The organism is Nitrospirota bacterium, from assembly GCA_040755395.1.
GTDB lineage: Bacteria > Nitrospirota > Nitrospiria > Nitrospirales > Nitrospiraceae > DATLZU01.
Window position 1 is genome coordinate 329,236 of sequence record JBFMAX010000001.1, and the last position, 21,666, is coordinate 350,901.

At 59.9% G+C, this 21,666-nt stretch carries 29 protein-coding genes; 18 read left to right on the forward strand and 11 right to left on the reverse strand.

The genetic code is table 11. The features are described from left to right. Window positions 1–33: 33 nt before the first annotated feature. Window positions 34–498 carry a dual specificity protein phosphatase gene (locus AB1555_01680; protein ID MEW6245398.1) on the reverse strand — a complete coding sequence of 155 codons (465 nt, stop codon included), beginning with the start codon at window positions 496–498 and terminating at the stop codon, window positions 34–36. Between the two features lie 255 nt (window positions 499–753). Between AB1555_01680 and AB1555_01685 the strand changes: the two genes are divergently transcribed. Together AB1555_01685 and AB1555_01690 are read left to right on the forward strand one after the other, a co-directional pair. Next, the gene (locus AB1555_01685) at window positions 754–1,113 is read left to right on the forward strand and encodes a hypothetical protein (GenBank protein ID MEW6245399.1); all 360 of its coding nucleotides are present in this window, start codon (window positions 754–756) and stop codon (window positions 1,111–1,113) included. A 35-nt stretch (window positions 1,114–1,148) separates the two neighbouring features. Further along, window positions 1,149–1,340 (forward strand): hypothetical protein, encoded by a 192-nt coding sequence (locus tag AB1555_01690; GenBank protein ID MEW6245400.1) that lies wholly within the window; start codon window positions 1,149–1,151, stop codon window positions 1,338–1,340. A 140-nt stretch (window positions 1,341–1,480) separates the two neighbouring features. Here AB1555_01690 and AB1555_01695 read toward each other — a convergent pair whose 3' ends face one another. Together AB1555_01695 and AB1555_01700 are read right to left on the reverse strand one after the other, a co-directional pair. Continuing rightward, complete coding sequence (locus AB1555_01695; GenBank protein MEW6245401.1) at window positions 1,481–1,795, reverse strand: HigA family addiction module antitoxin; 315 nt, start codon at window positions 1,793–1,795, stop codon at window positions 1,481–1,483. Window positions 1,796–2,153: 358 nt separating this feature from the next. Next, window positions 2,154–3,329 (reverse strand): small ribosomal subunit Rsm22 family protein, encoded by a 1,176-nt coding sequence (locus AB1555_01700; protein MEW6245402.1) that lies wholly within the window; start codon window positions 3,327–3,329, stop codon window positions 2,154–2,156. 112 nt (window positions 3,330–3,441) lie between these two features. Between AB1555_01700 and AB1555_01705 the strand changes: the two genes are divergently transcribed. Beyond that, window positions 3,442–3,690, forward strand: coding sequence for a hypothetical protein (locus AB1555_01705; GenBank protein ID MEW6245403.1), 249 nt, complete (start codon window positions 3,442–3,444; stop codon window positions 3,688–3,690). A gap of 129 nt (window positions 3,691–3,819) precedes the next feature. Here AB1555_01705 and AB1555_01710 read toward each other — a convergent pair whose 3' ends face one another. From AB1555_01710 to AB1555_01730, 5 genes are all read right to left on the reverse strand, one after another. After that, complete coding sequence (locus AB1555_01710; protein MEW6245404.1) at window positions 3,820–5,028, reverse strand: transketolase C-terminal domain-containing protein; 1,209 nt, start codon at window positions 5,026–5,028, stop codon at window positions 3,820–3,822. A 254-nt stretch (window positions 5,029–5,282) separates the two neighbouring features. Beyond that, window positions 5,283–6,044, reverse strand: a complete 762-nt coding sequence (locus tag AB1555_01715) for a carbon monoxide dehydrogenase beta subunit family protein (protein MEW6245405.1) — start codon at window positions 6,042–6,044, stop codon at window positions 5,283–5,285. Between the two features lie 37 nt (window positions 6,045–6,081). Next, window positions 6,082–6,405: a pyruvate ferredoxin oxidoreductase gene (locus AB1555_01720; protein MEW6245406.1), complete on the reverse strand. Its 324-nt coding sequence runs from the start codon at window positions 6,403–6,405 to the stop codon at window positions 6,082–6,084. A 27-nt stretch (window positions 6,406–6,432) separates the two neighbouring features. Further along, on the reverse strand, window positions 6,433–7,152 hold the full coding sequence (locus AB1555_01725) for a 2-oxoacid:acceptor oxidoreductase family protein (GenBank protein MEW6245407.1): 720 nt from the start codon (window positions 7,150–7,152) through the stop codon (window positions 6,433–6,435). A gap of 65 nt (window positions 7,153–7,217) precedes the next feature. Continuing rightward, window positions 7,218–8,111, reverse strand: a complete 894-nt coding sequence (locus AB1555_01730; GenBank protein MEW6245408.1) for a thiamine pyrophosphate-dependent enzyme — start codon at window positions 8,109–8,111, stop codon at window positions 7,218–7,220. A 427-nt stretch (window positions 8,112–8,538) separates the two neighbouring features. On the opposite strand from AB1555_01730, the gene AB1555_01735 reads away from it, so the two are divergent. The 4 genes from AB1555_01735 (at window position 8,539) to AB1555_01750 (ending at window position 10,801) form a co-directional block, all read left to right on the forward strand. After that, window positions 8,539–8,787, forward strand: coding sequence for a methylenetetrahydrofolate reductase C-terminal domain-containing protein (locus tag AB1555_01735; protein MEW6245409.1), 249 nt, complete (start codon window positions 8,539–8,541; stop codon window positions 8,785–8,787). A 132-nt stretch (window positions 8,788–8,919) separates the two neighbouring features. After that, entirely contained in the window at window positions 8,920–9,345 is a 426-nt protein-coding gene (queF, locus tag AB1555_01740; GenBank protein ID MEW6245410.1) for a preQ(1) synthase, read from the forward strand. Between the two features lie 132 nt (window positions 9,346–9,477). Continuing rightward, window positions 9,478–10,302, forward strand: a complete 825-nt coding sequence (locus AB1555_01745) for a symmetrical bis(5'-nucleosyl)-tetraphosphatase (protein ID MEW6245411.1) — start codon at window positions 9,478–9,480, stop codon at window positions 10,300–10,302. After that, window positions 10,295–10,801, forward strand: coding sequence for a DUF309 domain-containing protein (locus AB1555_01750; protein MEW6245412.1), 507 nt, complete (start codon window positions 10,295–10,297; stop codon window positions 10,799–10,801). Before AB1555_01745 ends, AB1555_01750 begins: the two co-directional genes overlap by 8 nt. 55 nt (window positions 10,802–10,856) lie before the next feature. Here AB1555_01750 and panB read toward each other — a convergent pair whose 3' ends face one another. The 3 genes from panB to folD are packed head-to-tail and all read right to left on the reverse strand — an operon-like array spanning window position 10,857 to window position 13,403. Continuing rightward, window positions 10,857–11,645, reverse strand: coding sequence for a 3-methyl-2-oxobutanoate hydroxymethyltransferase (gene panB, locus AB1555_01755; protein MEW6245413.1), 789 nt, complete (start codon window positions 11,643–11,645; stop codon window positions 10,857–10,859). Continuing rightward, window positions 11,645–12,532, reverse strand: coding sequence for a methylenetetrahydrofolate reductase (locus tag AB1555_01760; protein ID MEW6245414.1), 888 nt, complete (start codon window positions 12,530–12,532; stop codon window positions 11,645–11,647). Before AB1555_01760 ends, panB begins: the two co-directional genes overlap by 1 nt. Window positions 12,533–12,542: 10 nt before the next feature. Beyond that, window positions 12,543–13,403, reverse strand: coding sequence for a bifunctional methylenetetrahydrofolate dehydrogenase/methenyltetrahydrofolate cyclohydrolase FolD (folD, locus tag AB1555_01765; protein ID MEW6245415.1), 861 nt, complete (start codon window positions 13,401–13,403; stop codon window positions 12,543–12,545). A 492-nt stretch (window positions 13,404–13,895) separates the two neighbouring features. On the opposite strand from folD, the gene AB1555_01770 reads away from it, so the two are divergent. The 11 genes from AB1555_01770 (at window position 13,896) to AB1555_01820 (ending at window position 21,588) form a co-directional block, all read left to right on the forward strand. Next, window positions 13,896–14,684 carry a hypothetical protein gene (locus AB1555_01770; GenBank protein MEW6245416.1) on the forward strand — a complete coding sequence of 263 codons (789 nt, stop codon included), beginning with the start codon at window positions 13,896–13,898 and terminating at the stop codon, window positions 14,682–14,684. 253 nt (window positions 14,685–14,937) lie between these two features. Then, window positions 14,938–15,867 carry an SMP-30/gluconolactonase/LRE family protein gene (locus AB1555_01775; protein ID MEW6245417.1) on the forward strand — a complete coding sequence of 310 codons (930 nt, stop codon included), beginning with the start codon at window positions 14,938–14,940 and terminating at the stop codon, window positions 15,865–15,867. Continuing rightward, entirely contained in the window at window positions 15,864–16,583 is a 720-nt protein-coding gene (locus AB1555_01780; GenBank protein ID MEW6245418.1) for a hypothetical protein, read from the forward strand. Before AB1555_01775 ends, AB1555_01780 begins: the two co-directional genes overlap by 4 nt. A 335-nt stretch (window positions 16,584–16,918) precedes the next feature. Then, window positions 16,919–17,257, forward strand: coding sequence for a hypothetical protein (locus AB1555_01785; protein MEW6245419.1), 339 nt, complete (start codon window positions 16,919–16,921; stop codon window positions 17,255–17,257). Between the two features lie 55 nt (window positions 17,258–17,312). Continuing rightward, window positions 17,313–17,567: a hypothetical protein gene (locus AB1555_01790; protein ID MEW6245420.1), complete on the forward strand. Its 255-nt coding sequence runs from the start codon at window positions 17,313–17,315 to the stop codon at window positions 17,565–17,567. A 256-nt stretch (window positions 17,568–17,823) separates the two neighbouring features. After that, entirely contained in the window at window positions 17,824–18,141 is a 318-nt protein-coding gene (locus AB1555_01795) for an RNA-binding protein (protein MEW6245421.1), read from the forward strand. A gap of 91 nt (window positions 18,142–18,232) precedes the next feature. Then, the gene (locus AB1555_01800; protein MEW6245422.1) at window positions 18,233–19,093 is read left to right on the forward strand and encodes a fatty acid desaturase; all 861 of its coding nucleotides are present in this window, start codon (window positions 18,233–18,235) and stop codon (window positions 19,091–19,093) included. Between the two features lie 558 nt (window positions 19,094–19,651). Beyond that, window positions 19,652–19,804, forward strand: a complete 153-nt coding sequence (locus AB1555_01805; protein MEW6245423.1) for a hypothetical protein — start codon at window positions 19,652–19,654, stop codon at window positions 19,802–19,804. A gap of 121 nt (window positions 19,805–19,925) precedes the next feature. Beyond that, complete coding sequence (locus tag AB1555_01810) at window positions 19,926–20,066, forward strand: hypothetical protein (protein MEW6245424.1); 141 nt, start codon at window positions 19,926–19,928, stop codon at window positions 20,064–20,066. A 246-nt stretch (window positions 20,067–20,312) separates the two neighbouring features. Continuing rightward, complete coding sequence (locus AB1555_01815) at window positions 20,313–20,678, forward strand: hypothetical protein (protein ID MEW6245425.1); 366 nt, start codon at window positions 20,313–20,315, stop codon at window positions 20,676–20,678. A 256-nt stretch (window positions 20,679–20,934) separates the two neighbouring features. Beyond that, complete coding sequence (locus AB1555_01820) at window positions 20,935–21,588, forward strand: Crp/Fnr family transcriptional regulator (protein MEW6245426.1); 654 nt, start codon at window positions 20,935–20,937, stop codon at window positions 21,586–21,588. Window positions 21,589–21,666: the final 78 nt, after the last annotated feature.

Consider the following 21,666-nt stretch of genomic DNA (forward strand, 5'->3'; position numbering starts at 1 on the left):
AGGGGGACGCAGCCCCGGCGGGAAGACGACACGTTACAAGGGGCGCCGGGCGGGATCGGCCGGCATATCGTACGGTTCGGTCGACTGTTTGTGTTTCTGCCGCATGCGCTGCACTTCCCGAATGGTCTCCTCGAGGTTAGGGATCGGCGCCGCACCCGGACGTCGCGCCGACACAAGCTTCACCGCGTCTTCATAGGTCATGCGTTCCACACAGCAGAGATAGGCGATGGCCACCGATACCGAACGTCCCATTCCCGCCCGGCAGCAGACCATCACACGCCCCGACGGCGCGTGCCGCTCCAGCCACTCCACAGCATGTTGCAGATCGAGCGGATCGACGGCCGCAAACTCTTTCAATGGGATCACATGGTACGAAACCCACGGCGGCGGCTGAACCTGGTATTCGCCGGCCACCAACAAGAGCCCGCTCACAAACGGCGCCGGTTCGCGCGCATCGTCGCTGTTCCCGACCAGCAATGAATCCGTAATGAAGTGCATAGGCCCTAAAGGTATCGAGAGGGAGTTCCTCCGTCAAGGTGTTTGCGGGAACCTCGAGTAGAAAACATACACCATCACTATCCGGAACGAAAAGATAGACAATCTGCTTCCAACCGTCCGGATAGTGAGGCGGCGGGCCTGGTTGGAAATGGTCAGGAGACGGCCTTGAACACGTTGCAGTCTTGTGGCAATGGCCGCTATACTCGTATCACTGACGCAGCCAAGGCTGCGGTTCTTCAGGAGGATCACACCAGAATGACGAAGCCGTCCGTTGAAGAAGTCGAATCACGGCTGGCCGGAGTCCGGTGCGCGATTTGTAAGGGGAGTCGGTTCATGATCGACCGCCGCACGATGCAGCCGGACGGAGAATGGAAAGGCGTGTGCACCGCTTGCCGGTACACATTCCCGGTCTATACGGACATGGAATTCTACCTGCGCACCCAGCCGGACATCCCATACCGCCTCAAGGAGATGTCCTGTCCTTCATGCCGGCAGCGCGGCGTGAACTTGGATTTTCGAGCGACCCTGTCGGTACGGGAGGCCGTCTACTTCCTGACCTGTTCCGCCTGCAAACACCGATTCCCCGAAAAGTCATCGTTGGAAGCGTTCGAGTAGCCCCTCCCCTCCCCGGTTTGGTGTATACTGAAGCCATGAAGGAACCCCAATCGCCTCCCCCAAAGCCCGCCGATGCCCCCGAACCAGATCAGCCCAAGGCGCGGAAGGAGATTCCTCTGGTTTCCGTTCCCAATGACCGGGATTTGATCGCCGAGGAAATGGCTGAGCTGTTCGAGGAAGACAAGGTCCGACACGAGCACGGCTCTTCCGAGCCGGAAGCGGATTAACCGCAGAGGCCCTCAGCAATCGGCCGTCAGCTTTCAGCGGATCACCAGCCGGCATTTCAATCACCTACGACGAACGCGGAATGCTGAACTGGCGTGGTAAGTCAGCGGCCTCGGCGAGTTGCCGCCCTATCAACCGGCCATCATGCGGCGTCCAGCGGTGAAATACGTTCAATCTTGCTTTTCGCGTTTCTGGACGCCTCCCAGAGATCAACGGCCCGTTGGGCGTTCAACCAAAATTCCGGGGTATTGCCAAACAGTCGAGCCAGACGTAGCGCCATCTCGGGACTCACGGCCCGTCGTTCCCGAAGCACTTCATTGACGGTCTGACGCGACACCCCGAGAGCCCTGGCAAAACTCGATACGGTCAGCCCGTAGTCCGGCAAGAAATCCTCTCGCAGCATCTCGCCCGGATGGGTGGGCCGCACTTTCCGCGACCCTTTACTGGGAATGCTCATGTGACACCTCGTCTCAACCCGGATTCCGCAGTTGGTCTTGTTGGGTCGAGGAAAAGTGGTCGGGAGTCTTTATAGGATTCGCGTCTTGAAATGACTCCCGACCCCTTTTTCCGACTCCATTAAGGGGGTAGTCTGACCGTCCTTCACTGCGCGCATCATCGACCCGTTGCATTGACCCATTGCTACCATAGAGAGCAATGGGCAACCCCGAGCAACAGGTCCCCCGGCACCGTCCTTAGTGTTGCAATCAATTAATTCTTATGTGCGCGCTCTGTGAGCGCGAGGACGGTCAGGCTACCTCCTTACGTTCCTCTTTCTTGTGTGCGCGGTTCTCGAGCACGAGGGCCAGCCCTGCCGCCTAAGCACTCAACACGGGCCGGATAATCTCCACCGTCGCATCGGCTGGAATCCGTCCCACTGTGGCTTCCCGTCCTTTCCGTTGCCCCCGCACAATCTGGTCGATCCTCACGATCGCCCCGCGGTGCCACTCGTCGAAGGCGGCATTCGACGGCGACCGCATCCGATCCAGCCGCCCCACCTCTGGCCTTCCCGTCTCGTTGCACAACCAGACCCGTTTTTCGCCCTTCATCTCCCGGAGTTCGCTCACGACACGGTAGACATCGGTTCCCCTGGGCACGATCGTGCGACCATCCTTGCGTAACAACAGATAGGAGAACTTCAGCGCGTCTTTGATCAATCCGACTTCCCGATCGATCGCCGAAACGATCGGCGGCGGTGTCCACGGCCGTTCCTCGTGGCACCAGTCCTCGACCTTCACCAAAGCCGGACAGGGACGCTCGTGCAGGCAGGGACTGTAGACGGTGCAAACCTTGTCCTCCAGCAGGCGGTCGCGCAGTCGGTGCAGCGCGCGCGAGGTGTCCCGCAGGGCCGGTTCGACGATCATCAACGTTCCGGCCGGGTCGAGGAGTTCCAGGAGCGAACCGACCAGCGCGACTCTTGGAGCCAACGGATCGCGCGCAGCGAGGAAGAGTTCCCCGAGGGTGTTGGCCAGCACGATCAGGTCGAAGGTCCGGCAGGAACCCTGCATCCAGTGCGCCGACAGAGGGGTCCGCTCCATATCTTCGCAGACCGTCCGGAGCTGCGCATCGGATGCTCCCACAAGGCCCACGCACGTCTCCCACAGACGCGCGCAATCGCTGAGGGCCATCGGCGAGCGATCTATGGCGAGGCACTCGAGCGGCCGCGTCGGGCCCGTCGCCGATCTCGCAACCCAGTCCAATACCGCCAGCACGGCCGTGCCCGGTCCGCTCCCGACATCCAGGATTCTGTACGGCCTCCCGGCCGATGCCGGCTCCATCGGCCATGGGGGCGACTCTGCGAGCAGCGACTGCACCTTCGCCAGGTTAACCGGAACGTAATAGGCCAAATAGGCCCGTCGCAACTCGTCTCTCTCCAGGTATGGATCGGCAAGTCCATCGCGTCGTCGCGTGAAGAGGAGAGACAGGGCGGCGACGCCGTGCGCGATCTCCTTGGCGGTCCTTGCTTCGGGCGTCGCGACGTCCACGCCTGCCACGCGGGAGAGTGTTTGAAGGATCGGCTGTGATAACCGGGGAAAAGCCGCCATCGTGTCAGGTTGACCCTCAGAAAGAGAGTGGTGTATCTTACCTCGCGGATGGAGCGCTGTCATGACCGACGCGATCTTACAGGCTTACCGCGAAGTCGAGCAGGCGATGGCGCGGTACAACAAAGTGCTCGAAGAGCACGTGACCACGCTCCGCACCTCCGAGTCCGCCGACGCCAGGAAACTGGAGCGCATGACGCACGGCGCCAAGGCCATGCGCGACAGCAGCATGATTTATCTTTCCTACGCCAAGTTCATCGCGTACGGTATGCCTGAAAGCGAGGAGCTGATCGAAGAGGACTTGCAGGGGTAGGCTGGTCTGTCTCGTCTGTCTGGTTTATTTGGTCTGTTAGTAACCAGACAGACCAGATAAACCCAAAACCAAAAGGGCCCGATCCCGGACGGGATCGGGCCCTTTGTTTTCAGACCGCGCGCAGCGCCGTCAGATGCTGCGCATGAAGTGGGCCATCGCCGCCGGATCCACGTCCGCCACACCCATGACCTGAGACAGCGGGACATTGGTGGACTTCTTGCCGGTCAGTCCCGACTCGACCTCGTCCACGATCAATTCCACCGGCATGGACTGACCGCCGTAGACGTGAGGGCCGGCGATGATCTTGGCCTTGGAGTGCCCGTAGATCGCGGCCGCGACATCCTTGGCCAGCCATCCCACGTAGTTGAACTCAGGGATCACGATCAGTTTCGCCTTGGCGCAGAGCTGCCGGAGTTCCTGCGTCGGAAACGGCCGCAGCGAGCGGATCTTGATCAGGCCGACCTTGATCCCTTTCTCGGCGCACAGTCTGATCGCCTCGCGGGACTGGGCCACCGCGCTGCCGGACGCGATCAGGATGGCATCCGCGTCCTCGGTGTTTTCCGCCGTACAGAGCCCGCCCATGTACTTGTTGATGTACTTCCGCGAACGCTCCACCGCCGCCCAGACTTCCTGCTGCCAGACGGCATGAATGTTATACGCCATGAAGTTGGATTTCTGGACCGGCGCATCGCGGGAAAGCCGCGCCGGTGGGTTCTCCGCGTCCAGCACAGGGACCGCACCACGCCAGGCGTCTCGAGGCGGGAGCTTGAGGCTCCGGTCCTGCATATGCACATAGCCGCGCGCGTGGGTCACGAAGAATCCGTCGCAGGCCACGCCGACCGGCAGGGTCACGTCGTTCTTCTCTCCGATGATGAACCCCTTCATGATGAAGTCGAACATGTCCTGCTGATTCTCGGCATGGAAGAGGATCAATCCGCAGTTCAGGAGGTACGAAATCTCGATGTTGTCCGGCTGAATCGCGAGCGGGGCGTTGACCACGCGGCACGTAAACATGATCACGGCCGGCAGCCGATGCCCCGGCCATGACGCGATCGGCTCGATGCCGCGCAGCGTGCCCGGTCCCGCCGTCGCGGTGAAGCACCGCACGCCCGCGCGCGACGCCCCGGCGATGGCGGACATGACGCCGTATTCCTCCTCGCCGCGGTAGTATTCTTTCACGTAACCCTCGCCGTACAACACGCCGATGAGCTGCATGGTCTCGCTTTGGGGCGTGATCGGATAGGCCACGGCGAAGTCCACATTCGAGCGACGCACCGCTTCCTTGGCCGCTTCGCTTCCCGTGATGAATTCGCGGGTCCTCGGCGCCTCCAGAAACATATATTCCGGCGTGACCACACGCTGTTTCTTGGCCTCCGCGTGCGGATCCTTCTTGACCTCGGTGGGCTTCGGAGCCGCCACGCTGGTGATCGGGTCACCTTGCGGATTGGTTTTGACTTCGGTCTCCAGGGATTCGCTCATGGTGGCACCTCTTGGCTTTTGCGCTACTCGCGCGTAGCGAATAGCTGAAGGCGTTGTGGCCGGATTCTTCTTCTGTAGCTTACCCGCGACTCGCTACCGGCTGTTCGCTCTTGTCAGGCTTCGCTGTGCATATGTTCGGGTCGGTGTCCGTAGGCCGCGGCTCCTGCCAGATCCGCCGTGATCGGCACGAACTCGAGGGGGTTCGTGTGCGTCTTGCCGCCGTGCACCTTGGACTGTGTTCCGGTGAACCGGACGTTCTCACCGTTTTCCGGCAACGTGAGACCCATCTCTTCACGCACCCGCTTGACGACCTGCGCGACCCGCCGCAGCTTCGCCGCGTCGCAATCGCGGACGGTGAGCATTGCGTCTTCGTGCCCTTGCTCGGCGCAGAGCGCGCTTGTGCAGCAGTTCGTTCCCGCCCGAATCATCTTCAGCGTGAGATTGGCGTAGTGACAATGCACGCCGACGAAGATACAGGCTTCGATCTTGTTGCCCCAAATGGTCAGATTCGGGTGGTTCGGGTTGATGACTTCCTCGGGATCGATCTTGGGATACTTCGGGCGATAGTCCGGCATGGGGATGATCAGCACATCCGGAATCTGCGCGGCGATTTCCAAAACCGCTTTGGCCTTGTCCACGGCATGTTCGTTCCAGGCCCAGAGCACCAGCGGACCAGGGAAGATCGTCGCGTTGGGACTCGTCAGCATCTTGCGCGCAATCTCCTCCATCACCTTTTCTTCGTCCTCATGATGCCCATACCACAACCCCTGGCCCGGCTCGGGCAAGGTCACCCCGAGCTGCGCAGCGGACGGCGGGTGAAACCCGGCCGGTCCGGGAACGATGATTTTTTCTCGTGTCTGCTGTGTCGTCTGCACGACCCTATCTCCCTTTCTTGTCCCGCTCTTGTCCCGCCTATCCGACCACCGGACTCGCCAGCAAGGCAGTGGTGGACTTCTCGCCGTACATCACGTTATCCGTGATCGCCGCCTTGGGCAATTGGTCGATCATCACCATCTTGATGGCGTGATGCTTGGCCATGTTGTCACACACCCAGACGCACTGCGCGCATCCTTTGCAGCGGTCCACCGCCACATAGGCCGCTCCGTACTTGTACCCTTTCTCTTTGCCCAACTGGTCGTTGTAGAGAATGGTATTGGCCTCAGGGCAGTATTGCGTGCAGAGCTTACAACTGGTTTGGGCGCAAATGTCGACGTTGATGTCGGCTACAAGGTACATCGGATCCCCTTTTCTTCTTCTTGAGGATTATGCTTTAGCCGCGGCGGCAGCTTCGGCCCGTTTTGCCGCTTTGCTGACCTCATCCCAGCCGTTATCGGCCGCAAACTTCCAGCCGGCCGCAATCACGGCCATGTTCTTTTCGATGAGCTCCTGTTTCTTCTTGAACTTCCGCTCCACGACGCTATCCAGAGCCGCGGTTCCGCCAGACACCACAAACCCCTTGCCAAGGAACCGATCCTTCACCGCCTGACCCAAGGCCTCCAGGTTCGTCAACCCGGTGATACATCCGATCGCGCCCATCAAGGCCATATTCGTCGCCAGGTCCATCCCGGAGACTTCGAGAGAGATCTTGGTCGCCGGCAGGTAGTACAACTTTGCCCGCCGTTCCTCCAACTCGCGCATATGGTCCTTGTGCAACTTCATCGGGCCGTCATGATTGATCAGCGCCACCCCGTCTTCCTTCAATCCGAAATAGAACGGCATCGTATAGGATTTGCCGTGGGTGATGACCTGAGGGTGGAAGATGATGATGATGTGCGGGAAGGTGATCTCCCCGATCTCATAGATCGGCTCGTCCGACACCCGCACATAACTCTCGACCGGCGCCATGCGCTTTTCCGATCCATAGAACGGCACGATCGTGCTCTCGCCGCCGGCATTGATGACCGCGGTGCTGAGAATGTGCGAGGCGGTGACCACGCCCTGTCCGCCCACGCCGGCCATCCGGATATTAAACCGTTTCGCCATGGCTGCTCCCTCCTTCTGCGCTGGACCCCCGCCCCTCAAACCGCTTTCCGCAGGTTACTTCTAGGTTACTTCTGAGGAACCGCGGCTGCCGCCGGCTTCGCCTGAAACTCCCTATAGCCGTAGCGATCGGCCAGGTATTGTTTCGCGTCGTCGGTAATGAATTCGGTGAACTGGTAGCGATCGTTCTCGACGTTCTTGGCGTCTTCCATGACCTTGTCGGTGGGGATCGCGTATTCGATGTTGCACGAGGTGTAGGCCTGGATGTAGGTCGGGCCGACTTCGCGGGCAATGAGGACGGCCTTCTTGATCACGCTTTCGACCCGACGGGGGTTGTTCGGCACGACGGTCGCCACATAAGCGCAGCCGGCGACTTTGGCCATCTGGACCATGTCCATCTTCTCGAACTTCTTGCCCAGCGGCGCCATCTTCAGCACCGCGCCGCGGTTGGTCATGCCGCTTTCCTGCCCGCCGGTATTCCCATAGACCTCGTTGTCCAGCATGATCGTCGTAAACTTCTCTTTGCGGAACCAGGAGTGGAGCACCTGCGAAAATCCGATGTCGGCCAAACCGCCGTCGCCGGCCAGCACGACGACATCCTTGGGTTTGTCGCCGAATCGCAACCGGAGCCCGCGGGAGAGTCCGCTTGCCACGCCGTTGGTGTCGCCGTAGTTGCCATAGACGAACGGGATGGCGGCCTGGGAGAGGGCCAGACGTCCGCAGCCGGCCGTCCCGACCGTAATGGTATCTTCAGGATTCGGGAACGAAATGATGGCCAGCCGGATGAAGAGAGTCATCGCGCAACCTGCGCACATAGGATGTTCTTCGAGGATCTCTTTGAAGCTTCCCATTTGGGAAACCGTGACCTTTTTTCCGAAAGGTCCGTGCTCCACCATGTCACGATATTCCTTCGGCATGAACTTCCCGAACCCCGGAGTGAATTTGACGTAATCAAGACTCATTTGGATACCCTCCCTGCTGTTCGCTGGCCCTCGCACACCACTATCAGCGGGCCAACTTGAGGTCGTGTCGATGGGGATCGCCGTAATCGCAGAAAAATGCTTGCGGTACAAACCCGCCGGATGATCCGGTTCTTCCGAGAGACCGAGTGTAACAAAGGCCGGAAAACAGTGTCAATTGTAAATCCGCTTAAAAGCGACTATTGTGCCCGAACAATCGCCAGTTTATAATTCCGCTCGGGTCAATGCAACGCCGCAGAAGGCCCACGGGCTGCGAAAGAAGGCCTAGCGCTCCCGGGTCCGGTAGGCCATTTGCCCTAAAATTTCCGACGTTCATTTCATTCATTCACCCTGATTCATTACTGTCCGCGTTCGCTCCGGTTGACGAGGAGATTGCCGATTGGGCCGAATCCGTCTACACTAGGACGCTATGCCGTTGCGCGTCATCATTCCGGGAGAAGACGAAGGCGCCGAGCACACGGGAGGCGTCCATAAGCGCCCGCCGATTCCCGAGGCATCGCTCAAGGCCGAATGCCCGAAGTTCATGAGCCACGGCCCTTGCGGCGGTGTGCGGAAGGGCGGATTCTGCGAAGTGTATCCGGACATGAAGTGCCCGTGGGTCACGCTGTATTTCGAATTGGAGAAGATCGGACAGATCGAATGGATGAAGCAGGTGTAACGCGAACGTAGGGCGCGAGCCGCGGGGCACGCGGCGAGAGATCGTGCGGAGGAAAGACATTCACTTGGATCTTGGCTGTCTGCGCCGCTAGCCCCTCGCCTCTCGCCTTCAGGCCTCGGTGGGGAGCGAGACATGAAGCGCGACAAGGCACTGAGAGGAACAGGAGCGAGGAAGGCAACAAAGCTCGGCTACAACGAGCGGCATGCAAGAAGCGGAGTCTCCGTTCCGCTGCCAGACATTGAAACTTGGCCGAACCAGTATAAAGGTTACGAGATCACCATTGAGATCCCGGAGTACACGGCGATCTGCCCGAAGACCGGTCTTCCCGATTTCGGGACGATCCGGTTGCGCTACATGCCCGACAAGGCCTGCCTCGAGCTCAAATCGCTCAAGCTCTATATCCACGCCTACCGGAACCTTGGTATCTTTTACGAAAACGCCGTCAACCGCATTCTGCAGGACGTGGTGAAAGCCTGCCGCCCGGTCTGGGCGACCGTGACCGGCGAGTTCACCGCCCGAGGCGGCCTGCGGAGCACGATCGAGGCCCGGTACCCCTAAGAAGCGTCAACCGTCATTGGGCATTCGTCATTCGTAAAAGGACGGATTTCCAATCCTCCAGGTTCGGCGACTTCTCCCGCGATCTTCCCAACCATGTGGCGAGCGACGAGTAACGGAGCACGCTCCTTTTGAATGGCGATCTACGCAATCGGCGACATCCAAGGCTGCTTCTCGGCACTGCAGAAGGTCATTGATCGGATCCGCTTCGATCCCGCCAAGGATCGCCTGTGGTTTGTGGGCGACTTGGTCAATCGCGGACCGGACTCGCTGAAGGTGCTGCGTTACGCCAAGAGCTTGGGGCCGGCCGCGGTCTCGGTCCTGGGGAACCATGACCTCCACCTGCTGGCTGTTGCGGCCGGTTGCGCGCCGGGCCGGACCAAAGACACGTTCCAGGATGTCCTGGACGCGCCGGATCGCGACGAACTGCTGGACTGGTTGCGCCATCGTCCGCTCCTGTTTCGGGACCACGACTTCCTGCTCGTCCACGCCGGACTCTTGCCGCAATGGACCAGCACCATGGCTGTCGAGCTGGCCCGGGAAGTCGAGTGCGCGTTGCAGAGCGACGCCTATCAGAAGTTCTTGCGCATTCACTATAATAAGAATGGGCACACGCAATGGAGAGACGAGCTGACGGGCATGCCCCGCCTGAGCGTGATCGCCAACGCCCTGACGAGACTCCGCGTCTGCACTCCCTGTGGTGACATGGACTTCTCTTATACCGGTCCGCCCGAACAGGCGCCGTCGGGATTTCTTCCCTGGTTTGAGATCCCACACCGCAAGAGCGCGGACGTGACGATCGTCTGCGGACATTGGGCGGCGGCCGGACTCCGCGTGCTGGACAATGTGCTGGCGGTGGACAGCGGATGCATCTGGGGCCGACACCTGACCGCCGTCCGGCTCGAAGACCGGCAGGTCTTTCAAATCTCCTGCGGCGACCGCGGGTGCCGCGGTGCATGAGCCGGAACCGCCTGATCTCAACTGGCCTCGGTATTCCTGCCGCCCGTTTCCCTCTTACCGCTTCGTCCCGGGGCGGAACCCGCATCCGCGCCGCGACCCGCGCGGCCATTCCTATCACCTGCCCGAAGCCCGACCGGCGCCGTTTTCGCCGGAAGCGTGGGCGCAATCAGAGGACTTTCTGTACGGGATCGATCTCTACAATTTCGCCTATTGGTGGGAAAGCCACGAAGTGTTCGAAGGGCTCTGGCACGCGGCGGGACACCAGAGCGAGCAGGGCCGATTCTTTCAAGCCTTCATCCACCTCGCCGCCGCCCATCTCAAGCGGTTCACCGATCAGGAGCCGGCGGCGAACCGTCTCTTCGTAAGCGGGTTGGCAAGGCTCGAGCGGTTTCCCCCTTTGTTTATGGGGGTCGATGTGGCCCGCTTGACGGCGGGCATCCGCTCCGCGTTGGCGGATCCCACCGCGCAACCGATCCTCGTCCGATTGCTGATGTCCTGACGCCTCCGTCGTCAACGGAGCGGCGTCCCGGATTTCGTGTTGAATCGGGACCGGTTCAGTGATAGCTCTCCGAATGGCTCGGGAACTTCCCCTGCTCCACTTCTTCTTTGTAGCGACGCAACGCCTGCAGGGCATCGGCCTTGAGGTGGGCGTAGGGTTTGACGAATTTCGGCGTGAAGTCGTCGAAAAGGCCGAGGAGATCGTAGAGGACCAGCACTTGGCCGTCGCAATGCGGGCCGGCGCCGATGCCGATGGTGGGAATGGTCAACGCTTTCGTCACACGCCGAGCCAAGTCGGCCGGCACGGCTTCCAGAACGACCGCGAAGGCGCCGGCGGCCTCCAAGGCTTTGGCGGCCTCCAACAAGGCGTCGGCACTGTGCCGATCCTTGCCCTGCACTTTGTACCCACCGTATTGATGCACGGACTGCGGCGTCATGCCCAGATGCCCCATGACCGGGATGCCGAACTTCGTGATCGCAGCGACGCGATCCATCACCGGCACGCCGCCTTCGAGCTTCACCGCCCCCGCGCCGGCTTGCAGGAAACGGCCCGCGTTGCGAACGGCTTCTTCCACGCTGACCTGATAGGACAGGAACGGCATATCGCCGATCACCAGCGCCCGCTGAGCCGCGCCGGCGACCAACTTCGTGTGGTACAGCATGTCGTCCATCGTGACGGACAGGGTGTCTTTGTTTCCTTGGACCACCACGCCGAGCGAATCCCCGACCAGCAGCACGTCGATCCCCGCCTGTTCGATGATGCGGGCGAACAGCGCATCATAGGCGGTGACGACGATGAGCTTCCTGCCCTCTCGCTTGCGCTTCTGAAACTCGGGAACCGTCATCACACCAGCTCCGCCTTGGTGAGAATCTCCGGCAGGCGATCGATCGCCTTGATCGCCATCAGGTGGACTCCGTCGCAGTGCGGCCGCACGGCTTTGATCGTCCGGACGGCGATCTCCACGCCGACATCCAGCGCGTGCTTGTCACCGGCCGCGCGCAACTCGGCGATCATGTCGTCCGGCACCGAGATCCCGGGAATGTTCGCGTTCATGAACTCGGCCATTTTGGCCGAGCGCAGGAGCAGAATCCCCGCCAGCACTTTGACCTTGAAGCGGCGGACCGCCTGCATGAAGCTCGCGAACTGCTCCGGGTGGTAAATCGCCTGGGTCTGGAAGAATTGGGCGCCGGCGCGGACTTTGGTTTCAAACTTCACCAACATGGGGCCGATGGGGTCGGCTTCGGGCGTGACCGCGGCGCCGATCGTAAAATCGGTCGCGCCGTCCAGTTTGTTTCCCGCCATATCCCGGCCATTGTTCAAGCCTTGAACCAGTTGCATGACCTGAACCGAATCGAGGTCATACACCGGCTTGGCCTCTTTGTGGTCGCCGACGGTCGGATAGTCGCCGGTGAGGCACAGAATGTTGCGAATACCCAGCAAGTGCGCCCCTAAGAAGTCGGACTGCATCGCCAGGCGGTTCCGATCCCGACACGTCATCTGCATGACCGGATCATGCCCCATTTCGTAGAGCAGCCGGCAGACCGGCAGCGATCCCGCACGCATGACCGCCGCCGTGTTGTCGGTCACGTTGACGCCGTGCACTCGTCCGACCAGCCCTTTGGCGCTTTCCAGCAGCACAGAAATGTTCGTGCCTTTGGGCGGGTTGTATTCGATCGTGACCGCGAACTGACCCTGATCGAGCACTTCTTTCAGACGCCGGGGTTCCCGCATAGAGCTTCCTTCACCTCGCGCCGGCGAAACGTTTCGCGGATTCCAGCGTATTGTCCAACAGCATAGCGATCGTCATCGGTCCTACGCCGCCCGGCACCGGGCTGATCCAGCCGGTCTTCTGGCTGACGGGACCGAAATCCACATCGCCCACAAAGGTGCCGTCCGCGAGCCGGTTCACTCCCACATCGATTACCACCGCGCCCTCGCGCACCATGTCCGCCGTAACGAACTTGGCCTTCCCGATCGCGACGACAAGGATTTCGGCTTCGCGGCACACGGCGGGCAAGTCCCTGGTCTTGGAGTGGCAGATGGTCACCGTGGCATGCCGATGGAGCAGCATCAATGCCACCGGTTTCCCGACAATGTTGCTCCGTCCCAGGACCACGGCGCGCTTGCCCTCGATCGGAACGCCGGTGGATTCGATCATTTTGATCACGCCTTTCGGCGTGCAGGCTTCGAAAATCGGGTTGCCTTCCACCAATCGGCCGAGGTTGTAGGGATGAAACCCGTCCGCGTCTTTCTTGGGAGAGACCGCGTCCAATACGACCTTGCTGTCGATGTGCTTGGGCAGCGGCAGTTGCACGAGAATGCCGTGGATCCGTGGATCCGCGTTCTTTTTCTCGATCAGGCTCAAGAGATCGGCTTGGGACGTGCTCGCGGGCAACTTGTGCTCGTCCACGTAGATACCCGCCGCATCGCAGGCCTTCTGCTTGTTTTTGACGTACAGGTGCGACGCGGGATCGTCTCCCACCAGGATCGCCGCCAACCCCGGCCGCACGCCGGTCTTCGCGTATAGTTCCACCACGTCCTTCGCGATGCGCTCGCGAATACTCTGGGCCAAGGTTTTTCCATCGATCAGTCGCGCCGCCACGGATCCCTCCATTGCGATTCCCGATGCAATTCCCGAATAAAGAGACGCGACCAAGCGATTAGATGCCCATGATTTCCCTGGTCGCTTGTGAGGAAATCAGCGAACGATAACAGGCCATTCGAATATCCGTCAAGCGCGCAGGAGTCCTTTCACACGCCCGCCTTCGCGCTTCTTTGACTTCTCCCTACGGGTCCTAAAGCGGGGCCGGCCTTCATACGGCGACCCGTTCGCCGACATTCGGGATTTAGCGAGATATACAGGTTGCACGGCTCATGAGATTCTGAAATCATAGCCGACGGTCGAAACGATCGGTGAGACAAGGGGGCCGGCTTGGGCATGACAAGATTTCTCCGCCCTCTCTGTGTGAGCATCATGCTTTCCGGCTGTGTATCTTCCTCATCCTTTACGCCCGGCACTCAAGTGGAACGGGCACATTTTGCAACTCGATGTCACGCCCCCGGCGTCGTTCGGTGCTTCGGGTTCGATTCCGAGATGGAAGTCGAACCGTACATCTACCCCGGTTTTGACGGAACGATCCGCCCGGAGATCGACAGGAACATCAAGGCGTCGGGGACAGGCTCTCTGCGCTTCACGGTGCCTCCGAACTCGCCGGCGGATAGCTCCGGGAGTTTTCAATTCAATTTCTCGGACGATCTTTCGGTTCAGTTCGGAGAAGGAGACGAATTCTTTGTGCAATGGCGGCAACGGTTCTCGCCGGAATTCCTCGATACGTTCTACGAGGGAGGGCTCGGCTGGAAGCAGATCGTCATCGGAGAAGGCGATCGACTCGGTTTCTTCTCTCCAGGATGCACGCAGTTAGAAATCGTGGTGAGCAACACTGAACAGCGCGGGTACCCGCAGATGTACCACAGTTGCGGCGGAAAGGACGGGCAATACGAAACGCTCTACCTGAACCGATACGTGTCCTACACCGCCAACGAATGGATGACGTTCCAGGTGCACGTCAAGATCGGAACGTGGTACAAGAACGACTCCGATTACAAGGGAGACAGCACGGTACAGCTTTGGGTGGCACACGAAGGAAAGGACCCGTCGTTCGTCGTCGATCTGAGTCCTCGGCCGGCAACTCTCTTCGGCTTGGAAATTCCGTGGACGGGCAACGGATATGATTTGGCCAAGACAAACCCGGAAGCCAAATACGGCAAGATTCTCCTGACGCCCTACCACACCGGTAAGTCCGAGTCGCAGGCTCATCCGACCGGTTATGTGTGGTACGATGAGCTCATCGTCTCGACCCAGCGGATCGCGGAACCGCAATGACGCTCGAGCGGAAGATACTGATCATTTAGCGTGCTCCACCACGGTTCTTTCGGATAGGCTATTCCGCAACCATTTCATTGGACAGTTAACGTCCCCCAGCAGCAACCAGGAACTGAGTTTTCCTACGATGCGCCCCCTTCACCGCCGCTTCCCTGCTCCTCATTGCTCACAGGTCTGCCGATTACGACAGTGCTACTTTGCCTCGTTCATTTTGGTCTTCATGGTCATGTCTCAAACCGATCTCGCTGAAGCGATGCAAGTCGTAGATCTGCGGTCGCCGCACAGTTTCCTGGGCGACCCCTCCGGCAAGGAGTATTTCATCTCGAACGTCAACGGAGAGCCCGACTCCAGAGACAACAACGGTTTCATCACCAAGCTCGACGCCGAAGGCAAGGTCGTCAACCTGAAATTCGTTCAAGGCGGCGGCGAGGTCACGCTTCACGCGCCCAAAGGCATGGCGCTGGTGAACCACACGCTTTACGTCGCCGATTTGGATACACTCAGAGCATTCGACCAAAAAACCGGTCGCCCGGTTCTGACGCTCTCGTTGGCACCCCAGTCCAAAGCATCATCAGCGTCATCGGGTAAGCCGGTTTCCCTGGTGGATGTGGCCTGGGACGGGCAACGCTTCCTCTATATTTCAGATTCGACCAACAATTCCATCTACCGAGTCGATCTCGATCAGCAATATGCCGTTTCGCTGCTCGTCCACGACGATCGGCTGGCCGGCCCGTCCGGGCTCGCCGTCCATCCCAAAAGCGGACACATCATTGCCGTGAGCTGGGAAAAAGGCAAAATCCTGGAGATCACCCCGGAGGGTGCGTTGACCGAGTTGGTCTCGAACGGATTTTTCACCGCCCGGTTTCAGAATCTCAGCGGCGTCGATTTCGACCGCTGGGGCAACATGTATGTCTCGGATCAGACCAAGGGCAAGATCTGGCGCATGACTCCGAATCAACGTTTTCATGTCATCGCGGAATACCTCCCGAGTCCGGCCGACATCGGCATCGACAGAGGCAACAACCTGATCCTGGTGCCCTATCAATACGCCGACGCGGCGGAGATGAACGGATTGGAGGCGCCGGCCGGGTCCAGGAGCAAAGGCCAGAAGCGCACGCTGGCCGACTATGGCTTCGTGCCACCTCCGCCCAAACCACAGCCCGAAGGGGCGACAAAGAAATGAGCAAGTGCGCCTATTGTCACCTGCGCAAAGGAAAGCGATCCTGTCCGGCCCTGGGCGGACCGATCTGCAGCCAATGCTGCGGCGAGCATCGCGTCGTCCGGATCGCCTGCCCGTCCGACTGTGTATATCTGGACACCGGCAGCGAATATCAACAGCGACGATTGGGCGAACAGTTCGCGCCGGTCCGACGTGAACTGTATCGAGAACTCGGCCAACTCGGCGGCGAAAAAGCGGCGGCGCTGCTCAACCTGATCGAGGTCGTCACGTTCAGCTACTTCCAAGGTCGCCGCGACGGCCAGGACGCGGAAGTGATCGCGGCGATCCAGGCGCTCCGTCGGATGCTCAGCCCGCTGCATGTGCCCGCCGCACCGATGCCGGTTTTTGCCGAGCATCTCAAGAAGGAGTACGAGAACTTCAAAAAGCAGGAACCGCAGCACGTCATCGACGCCTCGACCGCGCCGGAGGTGCTGGACCGCGCGCTCAAATTCATTACCGAATTCTCAGGCGGGGCGTTTCAGTCCCGGCGCTTTCTCAGCGGCCTGATCGGCTATGTTCGCGCCTTTCATCCCGACATCGCCGAGCACCTCTCCAAACAACAGGAGGGAGGCCGCATCATTCTCCCCGGCCAATTCAACCCCCCGGCCGTCGAACCGCACGTCCATTCCCAGGAGTCCGCGCACCATCACGAAGGCCACCTTCACACTCACCGCCATTGACGGCCTCTTCAGGCTTCGAGCGAGCGGCGGTCGCTATTCCAGCGGAAGTGTGGTAGACTGGAATACCGTATGAGCTACGGTCACTATCCTATCTCTCGCGCGTCCGTTCTTCCTTTCTAACCCTGCGCGATCGATTTTGTAGTTTCCGCCGTTCTTACGTCCGAGTTGCCGAACAACACAGCACGTCCCCTGTGAGCCGTCCGAAACACGCCGGCGCCGCCGAAGGGATTGTGTGAGGGGCGGTATCGTACTCACGGCGACCGCGCCGAATCGTCGGCGAACGGCCGCGATTGGCGCGGCCCCTTTCGCCATCACAATGTGGAGGCCCCATCATCATGAGCGAAAGAAAACATGGGCAGGCAGTGACCGGAAGGTCCTGGATAAGAATTCCCGATGGCACCAAGGTCCGACATCGATCGGACGGGCACGAAGGATACATCGACGGATTGACGGAGATTGTGACCGGTCCGCGTCGCAATCCTGATGGACGAACACAGTACCGGCTCAATATCGGCGAACCGGATCGGATCCTTGCCGTCGAGGAGGATTTGCTGATCCTCACGGACAAGGAAGGATTGGTCCTCATGGCCAAGCAGAAAGTCGAATACCGCTGCTATATCACCGAACAACTCCACGGCGCATTCGCGAATGACAGATTCGTGGCCTCGCGCTGAGCAGAGGCGGTCGCGCGGCGCAACCGTCGTAACCGGCAATCGAAGGAGTGTCACCATGGTTTGGAGACGATCGCTTCAACACAAGCGCGCGAAACCGAAACGGAAGGTCAAACTGGAACGCTTGGGCCTGGGAGCATTGGAACAGCCGGTTGTTCCGATGGATGAGATCCGGCGACAAGGCCTGCTGCTGGCGGGTCGCACTCTCGGACTCAGCGTCCGACCCCAACACCCGGTCCCAAGCGGGCCCGCGGTTCGCTCGGCCAGGCCGGCTGCAGCCACTCGACGCGGCCGGCGGGACTCCGCACAGTAAGAGCCGTGACTTGTTGTTGGTGTTTCAGGTTGCTTTTCGCTCTAGCTCCTGTTACAGTGTGCCATGGTTCATCGCGTCGGGCCTCGTGGTGAATCGGTCAAACGGAAGGCCCGTCACTGATGTTGTTTTGTCCGGGAATCTGATCGGAAGCCAGACCCAAGCCGCTCCATCGTTCGCGTCTTTGGCCCGTTCCTTCCTATCGACTCATTGTTCTCGCGTCTAAGACATCATCACTACCATAAAAGGAGGAACCCCCATGGGTTCGAAGTTGTATGTCGGTGGCTTGCCCTATGCGGCTACCGAGCCGCAGTTGCATGACTTGTTCGCCCAGCACGGCACCGTCGAGTCGGCGCGCGTGATTACGGACAAGTTCACGGGACAGTCACGGGGTTTCGGCTTCGTTGAAATGTCCACCGCAGAGGAGGCTAATGCCGCGATCGCCGCGTTGAACGGTTCGCAGCTCGACGGCCGCACGTTGACGGTGAACGAAGCGAAGCCGCAAGAGTCGCGTTCAGGCGGCGGCCGTTTCAGCAGTGGCCGTAGCGGCGAGCACCGCAACCGCAACCGCTTCTAACGGCGCAGGCCGAGAAGCACAGTGAATAGGAGGGGCGTCTCGACCGAGACGCCCCTCTGCACAATCACTTCTGTATGTAAGGGCTATCCTGATGACATCTCTTTCGCTCTCCACTAAACCGCTTCCTCGACCCTGGAATTATGGCACCGCGTTTCTGTTCAGCCTCGTCAGCCTCGGCGCTCTGATCGGGGTTCCCGTCTTCGCGTATCTCTACGACTACACGTGGGTGGATTGGACCATGTTCGGACTCCTGTATGTCGTCACCGGTTTGGGTATTACGGTCGGGTACCACCGCATGGCGGCTCACCGCAGCTTCGACTGCCCCAATTGGGTCAAGGCCGGGCTGTTGATCGCCGGCGGTTGGGCGCTGGAAAACTCCGCGCTGAAGTGGGCGTCGGACCATATTCGCCACCATGCCCATTGCGACCGCGAGGCGGATCCGTACAACGCCCAGCGAGGATTTTGGTACAGTCACTGCGGGTGGTTGTTCTTCGACGATCCCTATGCGGACGACAAGTATGCGTCCCGCTTGCGGCAGGATCGGGTCGTCCTGTGGCAACACAGGTACTACCTACCCATCGTGCTCTCCGGCCTCGCCCTCACGTTCTTGGTCGGGTTTCTCTACAACGGATGGGTCGGCGGAATGGGATGCTTCCTGTTAGCGGGCGTGGGGCGGACGTTCGCGGTGCTGAACTCCACGTTTTGCATCAATTCCATCTGCCATCTCTGGGGCAACCAGCCACACGGCCAGTCCGACTCGAGCCGGGATAGTTGGTGGATCTCCCTGCTGACTTTCGGCGAGGGCTACCACAACTACCACCACACGTATCAAAGCGACTACCGGAACGGCCCCCGCTGGTATAACTTCGATCCTTCAAAGTGGGTGATCTTCACGCTCTCTCTCCTCGGCCTAGCCACCTCGTTACGCAGGGCCTCTGCCGAAACCAACTAAAAAGCGGCCATCTTGAGGAAACCGGCCGCTGGTTTTCCCCGGCCCGTGCGACGTCGGTCGAATCGCCTGGCGGTTCCATATCCGCCATCAGCACCACGCCGGTCACCACCGTCACTGACCGCCAAGGCGATGGCGCTGGATTCGAGTCCCTGGCGGCTCACCAAACCGACGCGCGACGTCGATAGCTCACAACATCTCAGCACCTCCCACCGCCTTATCCTGCCGTTCGCAGGACGATTGCTGGGGCGATGGGTAGGCGTGTTCTTGTCTCGTGACGGCCTCTCGGTGCTTCTGATCCGGTATCCGGTAAGCTTCCGCAAGTCTGCGACCCTGGAAAATCATTGAACTATCACAGACCTCCAAATATAGGTTGACTTCACCACGCTGCCCGCGTAGGGTGAACACATGACGTATTGAGCTACGCTGACTTTCCTATCCTCGCGCTTCCCGCTTCCTCCCTGCGCGACTGATTCCCCGGTCTCCGCCGCTTCTACGCCAGAGTCTCCCTGTCGTTGTCTTTCGTTGCCGTCAACGGAGAACGACCTGGACGCCGATCACATGATCGATAGCCGGGAAAAGAGCGGTTTTGACATTCGGACAGATCCGTGGAAGGGGGTGAACGCGATGTATCCGATTCTCGCGCTGCTGGGAATCATGTTGCTGACTTGGGGGGCGGCCGTGTGGGCTACCTTTCGGGAGGAGAAGCCATAAGCCGGGGAGCCGCCTCTCAGGAGGGCACGGTCAACCGGCCGGGTGCATCGAGGCATGCGGACGCGTCGTACGCGCAGGGGCGTCCTTCTTCCGCAGTCGAATGACAACACAGAGGAGCATCATGAGTGCCGTCCAGACCTTTGTTCAGCAGGTCACGCACTCTCCGTTCACCGCCGCCGCGCTGTTCTTTGGCGGGGCTGTGGTCGCGGCGACGCTGTACACCTACGTGTATGACTACAAGGAGTGGCCCGACCGGGACTAGGCGCCCTCGTCTCCTCCCCGGCCGCGGAGACGTTGGCGGAGGATCCGGCGCAGAAGACATCACCAGACACAGGAGGGCAAGATGAACCAGGAGCCATTCACAGCGAGTTGGGACCAACATCAAGGATACGAAGAGGAACAACCTACGCCCTGGATGGTTCAAGGGCACCAGACCATAAGAACGAGGAGAGCGGTCGAATCCCACAGCGCCGCAGCGAAGCCGGAAGGCGGAGACGGAGGACAAGTTATGAGATGCATCGTCATCAATAAGAGCGACGGGGACTTTTGCCTGAGCCACAAGGCGTTTCTGCGACTGCGAGACCTGGGGCAACGAGAGGCGCTCAAGGAACCAGACTTTGGTACATATCGGCTCGCAAGCGCGACTCTACAGGAGCCGACTTTGAATCGGTATGGCACACTCATCCCCCGGGATGATCAGAAACTCGTGAGGGTGGTGGTGGAACTCGGCGCTCAGGCAAACGGTCACGGTGTCGACCTGAAGATTGTAGAAATTCCGAACGATGTCAAATGGGAGATCGAGAAGGTTGGCGGCACGGAACATGTGAGCGAAGCGCATCTGACCGAAGCGCATCGCACTTGGCACTGCGCATGAACGTCACAGTGAACGATCTCGCCGCTGATTGTGCCCCTTCCCTAAAGAAAAGGAATTGGTCCTGGCACAAGACGCTCTGGACCGCGAGGAGTTGGGGGAATGTTCTTCACGATGCCGGCAAATCTGCCCAGCTTATAAGGATCAAGATCTCGGAGGTGCACACTGTCTCTTTCACGCGGGTCATTTCTTGAAGGCCACCGGACTCTTGCGTGCCTCGAATCACAACGATACAATCAGCGCCGGGTAGGACGCGTTGATGGCACCCAAACACCCCAGGCCGTTCAATCCTAAAACCTTCCTCACCAGAGTCGGCAGCGGCAAAACGATCCTGCAGTGTCGGAAGAAACAGATTATCTTTTCGCAAGGTGACGCGGCGGATTCCGTGTTTTATATCCAGGAGGGCAAGGTCAAACTCACCGCCGTCTCCCAGCAAGGCAAAGAAGCCGTGATCGCCTTGCTGGAGCGCGGAAACTTTTTTGGGGAACCCTGCCTCGTTGGACAGCCTGTTCGCCTGACGACCGCGACCGCACTGGAAACGTCCACGATCGTTCGTATTGAAAAACCCGCCATGATCCGCATGCTCCACGACGAGCCCGCATTCTCAGAGCTATTCATGTCCTACCTGCTTTCCCACAACATTCGAATTCAAGAGGACTTGGTCGATCAGCTCTTCAATTCAGCCGAGAAGCGGTTGGCGCGGGTGTTGCTGTTGCTGGCGCATTTCGGGAAAGAAGGCAAGCCGGAGCCGGTCATCGCGAAGATCAGCCAGGAAACGCTGGCCGAAATGATCGGTACCACGCGGTCACGAGTCAGCTTCTTCATGAACAAGTTCAGGAAGCTGGGCTTCATCGACTATAACGGTGGATTGCACGTGCACAGCTCCCTCCTCAATATCGTCTTGCACGACTAGCATTCTCTCTTAGACATCGTTGACTTCGAGCAGCGCGAGGGCCGGTGCCTTCCTCCTCATTTCCTCAAAACTGAGCAA